Below are 10,592 nucleotides of genomic sequence, written 5' to 3'. Positions count from 1 at the left end.
ATAAAAGTATAATTTTTTTCGATGCATCTTAAATTTTGTTTCTTCCATCCATAACGGAAGCGATAGCGTCCGTTAACAGCTTCTGTCACTCTCCGAAAACATTTGCCATTTCTGAATTTTAGAGCTTTTATCTACCAAGGGTTCACACGATTTTTTTCTAATAACAAATACAACATCCATTTTTTTCTAATAGGATAGCTTGTATTGATTGCCTGATGAGGCTTCTAGCTATTACCCTCCCGGAGAGTGACAAAAGAGGGATAAACCCAGTAAGATTAAGGGTTTCAAGTGAAGAAGTATATAAAAATAAACCTGATGCAGGTCTTCTGGGAGCTGACTTTTCATGGGATGTGGAAAGGGAAAAGCAATTCCTGCACCAATATAATTAGGTTTTTCTAGTAGGTAATCAGTCGTATCCAGCATAATAGTTAATTTCCCATCGGAAGATGTTACCCTATTTTCAGTCAAGCTATATTGTCAAGTTTTCGTCACACGAATTCACCTTGTAACGATAGCTTGATAATATATCTTTCTAGTTTTTTAATAGCTGTGACGGAAATTAACTTATGCACTTGTAAAAAAGGATTCAGCAGTCTAGATTGGGAATTTTCTTCTATACCTAAATAGGCATGCCCTGTACCTCAACTGCACCGTTAAGCATAATGTTGGCAGCATTAAGAAAAATGGTGGGAGCATTCATAGTAATTGCACCACCTGCATCAATAGCAATTGCACCACCTGCATCAATAGCAATTGCACCACCTGCATTAATAGCAATTCCACCACCTGCGACATTACTAATTCCACCACCTGCCATATTAGTAATTTCTCCAGCTGCGCTATTAGTAATTGCATCAGATTCCAAATCTATAGAAAGAGGAGCAGTATTATTAATCATTCTATTAGCTTTGACGTTTATGCTGCCATCAATGTCATTCAAAGTGACGGTTTGCCCCTGAGCAGTCTGTATTTCGATAAATTTTTGTGTATCATTAAAGCTGAGGCGATGGCCAGAACCAGTTGCAGTTTGGACATAATATCCTCGATTTTTAGTACCTTTATCATCATTAACAACTTTATCATTAACAACTTTATCATCATCAACAAATCTAACTATGTGACCAGCACGGGTTTTTATCGTACGTAGTCTCACTTGACCATTTTGAATTGTGTCATCCACCTTTTCAACTGTTTTATCCTTACCATTCCAAACTCCACCAATAATATAGGGTCGATGAATATCTCCATGCTCAAAGGCAACCAGAACTTCGTCGTCGATTTCAGGCAAGCAATAAAATCCTCTTTCTTTGCCTGCTCCTAGACCTACCACCCTAGCCCAATGGCTTTCATCATTAATATTTAAAGTAGGGAATTTTACTTTAACGCGCCCCCAACCTTTTGGATCATTATTATTAGTTACCAAACCGACTAAATGCGTTTGACCAGGCTGAAGATGAGTTTTGGGCGGTAGTGTAGAAAGTAAGCTACCTTCTCTCAACCCTCGAACTGTAAAATCAGTTTTGTAAACCCTGCGAATGTAGCGGTGACAGGTTCCTGTGATGTAGTAATCACCACTATAGCGGGTTCCCATATTAGCAAGTGCAACGACTCGTCCAGGTCGAATTTCTGGATTTCCCTCAGCTTTGGCATCCGCCGTCACAAATTCTCCGCTCAGCTCGTTGCAGAGGGCTTGAGCCATCTGCTTTGCTTCTTCGGGGCTGTTGACGGGTTGGTCTACTACAATCATCTTGGTCGATTGCTCCATTCTAAACTTTTGACTGATGCTGCTCCCGTCTCCATTTCCCGTCACCGTGACTAACTGTTCCTTTGAGGCAGTTTCTGAGATTAAACTTTTCTGACTATAATCCCAGCTATTAACCTCGACCGAACTGACTTGTTCAGTAGTGGTAACTCTGACATCAAAGCTCGTAATCTGCTTAAGCCACTCCAGCTTGAGAAAAACTGCACTTTCGGGCTTGCGAAAGTAAAGCTTATTGTCCTGCACATAGAGTTCAAACCCTATTTTTGCGGCGCGCTCCCGCAGAAACTCCATATTGGTTTGATTTTCTTGGAAAACATATTCATGGGGGTTACCACTCGCATCCAATTGACCGATTTTAATGCCCGCTTTTTTAGCAATATCTTGCACTATATCAGTATCCGTACAATTTAAATAAGATCGGCTGTAGCGACCCCGATGCAGTCGATGGGAAACGTCATAGCCGCGCACAATAATATGGGCTTCAGATGTATGGGAAAATTTGACTTCAATACCCGTAATTTCGCCTTCAATTAATCGCTTCTCTATTTCAGGCACGTGAAAGTCAATATCTTCTGTCGTATTAGCCTCAAATCCAATCTGAATCTCTATTTCAGCCATCTGAAAGTTAATATCTTCTGTCGTACTAGCTTCAAATCCAATCGAAATTTTATCGCCAATATTAAAGTAATTTTCGTTTCTCCAAGGCTCGCTGTTCTCGCTTGCGGCGACATAGACATTATGGATTTTAATAATAAACATACTTGGCATATGTAAGCTTTCATCCACAACAATTTCCAGAATATCCTGCATTAATTCTTCTGATGCCTTTGCTCCATTCAGTTTGACTATAGGCTTGGATAAATACAGGGTTTGACTATTTTTCTTTTCGGTAGACATTGGAAGATACTCTCAGTGTTGTTAGGCAAAAATTTAGAGGTTGTTCCCTTGACAGGTGGGATAGGTTCTTGGATTGAGATAACCTTTAGCAGTTTTTAGAATTTGTCAACTCTGTTATCAATGGCTCTTTTTGTAGGTGGCAGCTGTCCTTCCGGTATATTTCTTGTCGGTATAACAGGATCGACTTCTTGGAGTCCAATATTAACGATCGCTTTAACCGGGGTGCCATCAGGCAGAAATAGGGTGAGTCGATAGTTTAAACTCGTCATAACGCAGTGAAAATAGTCACAACCCCAGCTCAACGTATAGACTGGCGGGCGAGTAAGAGTATTGCTACAAGCCGTCGCACCCTTTTTAATATTGTCAATATATTCCTCAAGAACAGATGTCTTTTTTTCATAAGTATCAAACAACAAATTCTGTAATGTAAACGAATAGGGTTCTACGCCAGAAAAATTAACCTTTGGCAATAAAGTGGTTCCTCGATTGCCTATGTCATAATTCCAAATTATTCGCCGAGTAAAATCAAGTTCTGACGGATTAAACATGAACTCAATAGGTTCGGCTTGTCCGATGGAGTTACTATGAACCAGCAGCGTTGCTTTTTCCAGCAGCGTTGCTTTTTTAAGTGTCATTGCGTTTTCCTCAAGACTTTAAATACATTAAAATTACCAGGGTAAACAGCCTACAAACCGTCCCCGTCGCTCGCGCTCGTGAACTAGACGCTGGTGCAGAAGTTGCTCGATTTCCTGAGCCAGCTGTTCAATTACATCTGGTGCGTGTTCAGATTTTGAGGACGATTGGACTGGAATCGTTTGCCGCGAAAAGATCCGGTTGCTTTGATGGAAGCCGTTACGTTCCATCTCAAGATTTAGGCGCAGACTGATGCGATCGCAAAGTATCTGCGTAAGCAACTCTAAATCTTCTGCTGCTTGCCGAACAGGATTGACGGCTGGAGTTAAGACTTCCTCAAGTATGGGGTTTTGGGGCGCAAAAGTACCCGGTGGAAGCTCACCTTCCTGCTGAGTCAAGTCTTGAGTTAGCAACAGGGCTTTAGCACGTTGGTTATAGCGATCGTTGTCATAAGCCAGTAAGTCTCGAATACTAGACTGTTGTGGCGATTGATCGGTTGATATCTTGGCAGCATTACTTCGATTAAGCTGCCAAGATAGTTCATAAACTGTCTTTAAATCTGCTTCGTTGTCTAGATTATCGTCAGAAGCGCTGTTAGAGCGCTCTGACGATTTGGACTCAATAGGGGGGTTAAACTCACTCATGATTAAACGTTCCAACTGACGTTCATTCCAGGCGCTTTCACCAAAATATCTCTTCGCATCCCTAGAGACTTCATCGCCACCAGCAGACTGCTTCCCAATTTTCAAACCCTCAAAGGCTAAAGTTAAGCTAATCGGCATTGAAGTTGCATAATCAGGGCGGGCAAGATGCCCACCCCACAAAATATTGAGAAAATTTTAATATGCAAATTAGATGAGTTTTAGCTTGATTCTTCAAGTCCAACTGTAGTGCCATCAGCCTGTAAACTAGGGGGTTTCCAGGCGCTTTCACCAAAATATCCCGCATTCCTAGAGACTTTATTGCCACCAGCAGACTGCTTCCCAATTTTCAAACCCTCAAAGGCTAAAGTTAATTCTTCAACTGCAACCGTATTGCCATCAGCCTCTAAACTAGGGAGTTTCCACCCCACTGGAATGGCACCAATTAGGCACCAGCTCTTCATGATATCCCCAGCTTGGTTATAGGTCACAATATTAACGTTGCGTCGTTGCGTTTTTTGCTCAAATAATTCGCTTAACCACTGTGAAAAGGTATTGTCGTCAGTTGTGCCCCGCTTTAGTGTGATATCTGAAAAACGAGTGTGTCCTAAACTAATTCTTTGCTGATCGTTTACACCACCCTCTTGATATACCTCTTTTTCTACGTCAATACTGATACCCGAACATTCCGAGAATGAAGCAACTGTGTTTTCTTCAATTTCTATATAGAATCGGTTGGTTGTGACGTAGTTCTCAAAGTTATAATTGGATTTCTGACTACTTGAATTACTAGGTTTTTGACTACTTGAATTACTAGGTTTTTGTCCACCTGGATTACTGGGTTTTGCTGCAGCCATTTTATTGTCTTCCTGTACTAGAGTTACCGATTCTTTCTTTTTGAATTTTGATATCTGCGTAGAATCGGTCGTAAACGCGATCGCATAATTGATGCATTAGCATCGGATTGTTGAGATATTGTTGAGCTGACTGTGCCAGACAGTTATACTCAAAATCTGTGTCGGTTAAGTTTATATGACTAGAATTTTGGGACATGGACATCACCGAATCATTGATAAGCGTTAACTTCCCAAGGACAGGCTTAGACGACCGCTACACTATGATGTGTGTAAGTTGGTGGATAAGCCCATATTAAGGTGGGTAATGAAGCATGAAAAGAGACAAACGTCGGGTTTCAAATCCCAAAAGGCAGTTCCTTAAAATTACTTCCAACTTTGAATCAGCATCTGGGCATCCTTAAAAAAGTGACTCGTCTCTGAAATTTGTTCAGCCATAGCGATCGCATTGCGAAATTTACCATTTCTAGCCAACTCTTTGGCAAAAGAAAGTCGACAAAGATCCAACTCCCGCAGTTTTTTGTGATACTGCTCCAAGCTAGGCGGCTCTTCTGAAACCATTACGTTATAAGTAGAACCATTGCTCCGGGTTGAAGATGGCTGTTTTAAAGTCTTCACCACAGCTAGCTGCCTGCCTAGATGAAAACGAGATTGTAGTTGCTTTAGGTCAATCTTTCTCCAGATTGAATCAAAAAATTGCCCTGTGATACTTATAAAGCGCGAGATAAACGAGCCTGATGTCCGAAACATATCTCGAAAAATACTTGGATGGAATAGTTGAATATGCGCCCAATTTTTTGGCACAATCGTCAGTGTTGATGACTGCGGAGATTGTGGCATCCCCAATTGATAAACCGTTTGATCCAGCTCAGTAGAAAATGGCAGCATTGCTTGATAAACCGTTCGATCCGCTGGATTATGAATGACTGAGTCCGAGTATTGGACAATAGTCCGATCTGTTAGGTTTTGAATGACCGAATCTGAGTATTGGACAATGGTGTTGTCATAGTTTTGAACTACAGCAATCCCAGCAGCATTAAGATTTTTAGAATCATCCTGTAAGGAAAATTGAGCAATGGGATTTGACGTAAGTCCTACTGCCTCAACGGTTCGGGCAGGTTGGGATGAAGAGTCGATCCGTTCTATCACTCCAGGTTTTTGCGGCGAGAGAGATACATGATTGACCAATACTACCGAAAAAGGAGAGTCTTGGGGGCTTGGGTTCGGTAGTCTTTGCAAAACGGTCTTGTCATTTCCTACTTCTGTTTCTGGAAGAGGATTTGCGACTTGCACGATAGTCACATCTTCAGAGATTTGTGCTGAGAATGGTTCTGCGTTGATGTCGGTGTTTATTGCGATCTGAGAAGGTCTGACCGATGGAGTTTTGACTGAGCGAGTCCTAGTCCATTCAGGCTGGGGCGATATGCGATCGCTCACTTTTACCTGTTCGACTGCCTCCCGTAACTTTTGCTCTGAAGGGTCAAGATCGTTGGATGGATTTTGCCTAGAGGGCTGTCTCATAATCATTGAGTGTATAGGGTTAAGACATGAATAAACATTTATTTTTTAGACGACAAGTCTAGAAAATATTAGTTGGTTTCGCACCTTTCTGAGTATTTATCCAATTAGCACAATGTTGAAAAAAGATAATCTCAAATTGGGGCAGAGGGAGAAACGCAGAAAACAGCCATACTTTTAAGCAACTACTTAGATATAGACTATATAACTCTATATAAGGGAAGTTTAAAGCAGAAGAGATCAGACAGAAGTCTGATTTTCATTTCCTCACATAAAGAAGGAAAATGATATTGCAGTACGAATAGCACGAAGAAAAGCCGAAACACTTGTGGATTAAGCAGTTTGCAAAAGATTTCGTAATTCGTGCCGAGGTTTCGTCATAGAGGCTAAGTTTCTCGTGAAACCAGATATTAAGTCAAGATAAGTAGCTGTGAGGAACACACAGAGCTGGGGGATGCTACTCTAGGAAGAAATGCGAAAAGCTGAAACTTCAGTAAGTAAACTTATGCATAAAGTCAGATGCACGCTAAAGAAGAGTGCGTTAGGTACAGCACTTCTAACTTAGTAGTTACGGTGCGAATTTTCGCGCAATTCAACTGCAAGTAATTAGATGGAGCCTGCTAGATGAACTCAACTCATTTTTCAGAGCCTTGGACAGGTCGCCGTATAGGCGATGGTCAGCGTTATCGTCTAGACAAGCGTCTAGGGACGGGCGGCATGGCAGATGTATTCTTGGCAACGGATACCTTGATAGGTAAGCAAGTAGCGCTAAAGCTACTCAAGGATACATTTGTAGGGTCGGCAGATTTGAGAAAGCGCTTTGAACGTGAAGTAACTGTCTCTGCTGCCCTCAAAAGTGAGCATATTGTTGAGGTCAGTGATTATGGGGTGACTGATGAAGGGCAACCCTTTTACGTCATGGAGTATCTAGGTGGGCAGACACTTAGACAATTATTGCAGCAACAAAAACGGCTAACTGTAGAGCGGACGGTTACCATTATTAGCCAGGTATGTGACGGACTTAAACTTGCTCATGAAGGAGTCACCCTCTGGCGAGATCGAGGAAGATGCAGTGAGCATGTACAGGTAATCCATCGTGACTTAAAGCCAGACAATATTTTTCTAATGCCTACATCGTTAGGCGAACTAGTGAAGATTTTGGACTTTGGCATTGCCAAAATCCGTAATGGCTATTCTGAACATACAAAATCAACAAGTATGTTCATTGGTACAACCCATTACGCTGCCCCTGAGCAATTTGCAACTAAAACAACAGGTGTGGATAGGCGGGCAGATATTTACAGTTTGGGAATGCTACTGTACGAAATGCTCAGTGGAACTGATCCGTTTGGGCTTGGTCGCAATTCCCAAGAAATCAGCCCGGTGTCGTGGTTTGTAGCTCACACCTCTGAGCAACCTATACCGCTCAGGTCACAACTAGATTGTGAGTATATTCAGCCAGAAATAGAAGCGGCTGTTATGCAGTGTTTACAAAAGACCCCAGACGATCGCTTTGCCACAGTAGACGAATTGAAACGAGTGCTGCAAGTGGCTTTTGCTAATGAAAGCGAGTTAACGAAATCTACTATCCATTTTGGGCAAGAAATTCCTGTAGAGACTGATGAGCCAAACCCTCCAAATAAAAGTATTTTCTCTTTGGATCAAACAGTTGCAGAATCAATAGAAAAAGTTAGAACATATGATTTGTTCCCAAATACCTTAATAGAGGAGACAAAAGAACAAGGAGAGGAAAAAGGGCAGGATCAGAAAAAATTACAGCCACTTTTAGGTAAAGCAACACTTGTGATTGCTGCTCTTGCCGCAAGTGTAATTTTGCCTATTTCTACTTTTCCTAAATTGCAAGCCGACCCGCATCAGGCTGTTTTAGAGAGCGCCAAGCAGCTAAAAGCTGGAAAAAAATTTGATGAGTGCGTCAAGAAAGCACAAGCAGTGCCACAGAAATCAAGTATTTATGTTGCTGCTCAAAATATAATAAACGAGTGTCAGCTTGCACAAGCTAAAGATTTGGCGCAAAACAACAATATTAAGGATGCGATCGCAAAACTCACTATCATCGCATCAAATAGTATTTTTTACCAAGAAGCTCAACAGTTAATTAGCCAATGGTCTGAAAAGCTTTTTACACAAGCTCAAGAACTATACCTCAAATCTTACAACTCCCAAGGCTTTGAAAATGCAATTAATATCATCAAAGCTATTCCGAAAACTAGCTCTGTTGCCAAAAATGCTAACGAAACCATCCAGAAATGGCAAACTGAATGGAAAAACAATGAAAATTATCTACAATTAGCTCAGAATGCACTCAATGAAAGCAAGTGGGCAGAAGCAATAAATCAAGCTAATCATGTAAGGCTACTTAGGCAATCGGTAAAGCAAGATACCTACTATTGGCAAACTAAGATGAAGCCAATTATTGAAAAAGCAGAGGAACAGATAACAGGTAGTAAAAATACTCCCAAACCAACAATTCTTCCACAACCAGATCGGTCTGAGTCGATACCAAGACCAGTTAAGTCTGAATCAACACCAAGAGTAGTTAAATATGGATCGCCATCAAAACCAGTTCGGACTAAATCTTTACCAAGAGTAGTGAGGTCTGAATCAGCGCCAAAATCAGTTCGGATTAAATCACCACAAAAAACTCAACCTCAGCCACCACCAAGACTAGTTCAGTCTAAACCCCCGCGAAAAACCCAGTCTGAGTCTGCACCATATAGAGGTTGGAGCAAAAAGAGATTGTAAAAGAGTTAGTTGTCTGTCATTAGTAATTTTTCTCCTTCTGCTCCCCTGCCCTTGTGAATTACTTCACTGACTGCCAAACTTTGATAGTATTGTCTCCGCTAACACTGGCAAAGGTTTTTCCATTTGGGCTGAAGGCAACAGACAAAATTCGCTGGGAGTTTTCTGCAAAATCACGAATTTTTTGTCTAGTTTTCACATTCCATATCTTTACAGTTTTGTCCCAACTACCACTCACGAGGATCTGACCATTAGGGCTGAAAGCAATGGAAGTAATTTCATCTGAATGACCTGCCAGAGAGGCTTGCAAATCACCCGTTTCCACAACCGATAGTTTAATTGTCTTATCTCCACCGCCGCTGGCGATAATTTTGCCATCTGGGCTAAAAGCAATAGAATTAACAGGATGTGTATGCTTGGCAACCGTGCGGAGAAATTTGCCAGTTTTTAGATTCCACAACTCAACAGTCCTACCTAAACCACCACTAGCAAGGGTTCGATTATCTGGGCTAAAGGCTAATGAAGTAACCCATTGTTTCTCTGCTATGTTACGACGTAAATCACCCGTCCTGACATTCCACAATTCAATAGTTTTGTCACCACTACCACTAGCAAGAGTCTGACTATCAGGGCTGAAGACGACACTTGTAACAATATTGGAATGCTTAGGAAAGGTCTTGATCAGATTTCCATTCCTCCAATCCCATAGCCTAACAGCACCATCTAAACCACCACTAGCAAGGAATTGACCATCTGGGCTAAAGGCAAGGGCATTAACTTGATCTGGTTGTTTTTGATCATCAAGGGTGCGTTCTAGTTTCTGCCGTGCTAAATTCCAGATTTTGATCGTTTTGTCTGCACTACCACTGGCCAGGTATTGACCGTCTGGACTGAAGCCGACGGAACGAACTGGAAGTGTATGTCCTCCTTCGCCACGACCAATGGTCAATACGTCAACAGTTCCTGGTTGCCAAGAAGGATTTAAGACAGCAAGGCCATTTTGCTTACTTTGGGGCTGTTCAAGTGGTTTAGATAATAATTGGTTTACCTTTGTTTGAGGGACAGGTAAGGTTTTAGCCGATACCTGGTATCCAAAGAAAGAAGTTGGACAATGAAATAAAGGTGGGATTGAAAGAATTAATGAGATAGTAATCCAATTAACGTAAATACTTTTTTGAGGAAACATAAGACATCATCTTTAAAGTAACCTTAAGTATAATATATCCCTCTTTCAAGAAACACTTGACGTAAAGCTTATGTAGAAAGGGTTTGATCAAATGAAGCTTCCTCCTTATCTTGAGATTTGGGGACAAGTTGAAGACCAAAAGCTTGGGCTTTCTTCTGGAGATTTTTGAGGATCAGATCCTGGTATTTTTGCTCATAGTAGTCCATACCAGGATCAGAATATCGTCCAGCAGTTGTCCAAATTTGGTAAGCTGTTCCACATTTAACTTGCTATAACAGCATTACCTTTGTTTTTGACTTTGCGATGCCATTTAATAATTAATTCGCCTTGATTTAGCAAGC

At 41.3% G+C, this 10,592-nt stretch carries 8 protein-coding genes; 1 reads left to right on the top strand and 7 read right to left on the bottom strand.

The window, feature by feature from the left end:
• Window positions 1-619: 619 nt before the first annotated feature.
• The 6 genes from V7L05_RS08970 to V7L05_RS08945 form a co-directional block, all read right to left on the bottom strand.
• Complete coding sequence (locus V7L05_RS08970; RefSeq protein ID WP_335163800.1) at window positions 620-2,659, bottom strand: VgrG-related protein; 2,040 nt, start codon at window positions 2,657-2,659, stop codon at window positions 620-622.
• A 95-nt stretch (window positions 2,660-2,754) separates the two neighbouring features.
• Window positions 2,755-3,294 (bottom strand): CIS tube protein, encoded by a 540-nt coding sequence (locus V7L05_RS08965; protein WP_335163798.1) that lies wholly within the window; start codon window positions 3,292-3,294, stop codon window positions 2,755-2,757.
• 33 nt (window positions 3,295-3,327) lie between these two features.
• On the bottom strand, window positions 3,328-4,074 hold the full coding sequence (locus V7L05_RS08960) for a hypothetical protein (protein WP_335163796.1): 747 nt from the start codon (window positions 4,072-4,074) through the stop codon (window positions 3,328-3,330).
• 80 nt (window positions 4,075-4,154) lie between these two features.
• A complete protein-coding gene (locus V7L05_RS08955; protein WP_335163794.1) occupies window positions 4,155-4,790 on the bottom strand; it encodes a phage tail protein in 636 nt (211 codons plus the stop codon).
• 1 nt (window position 4,791) lies between these two features.
• The gene (locus V7L05_RS08950) at window positions 4,792-4,986 is read right to left on the bottom strand and encodes a hypothetical protein (protein ID WP_335163792.1); all 195 of its coding nucleotides are present in this window, start codon (window positions 4,984-4,986) and stop codon (window positions 4,792-4,794) included.
• A 167-nt stretch (window positions 4,987-5,153) separates the two neighbouring features.
• Window positions 5,154-6,308: a hypothetical protein gene (locus V7L05_RS08945; RefSeq protein ID WP_335163790.1), complete on the bottom strand. Its 1,155-nt coding sequence runs from the start codon at window positions 6,306-6,308 to the stop codon at window positions 5,154-5,156.
• A gap of 621 nt (window positions 6,309-6,929) precedes the next feature.
• Here V7L05_RS08945 and V7L05_RS08940 point away from each other — a divergent pair.
• The gene (locus tag V7L05_RS08940) at window positions 6,930-9,068 is read left to right on the top strand and encodes a serine/threonine-protein kinase (protein WP_335163788.1); all 2,139 of its coding nucleotides are present in this window, start codon (window positions 6,930-6,932) and stop codon (window positions 9,066-9,068) included.
• 58 nt (window positions 9,069-9,126) lie between these two features.
• On the opposite strand, the gene V7L05_RS08935 is transcribed toward V7L05_RS08940, so the two are convergent.
• Window positions 9,127-10,251 (bottom strand): WD40 repeat domain-containing protein, encoded by a 1,125-nt coding sequence (locus V7L05_RS08935; RefSeq protein ID WP_335163786.1) that lies wholly within the window; start codon window positions 10,249-10,251, stop codon window positions 9,127-9,129.
• Window positions 10,252-10,592: the final 341 nt, after the last annotated feature.

This window comes from Nostoc sp., assembly GCF_036917755.1.
Classification (GTDB): Bacteria; Cyanobacteriota; Cyanobacteriia; order Cyanobacteriales; family Nostocaceae; genus Nostoc.
This window is presented reverse-complemented; position numbering and strand designations above follow the sequence as displayed.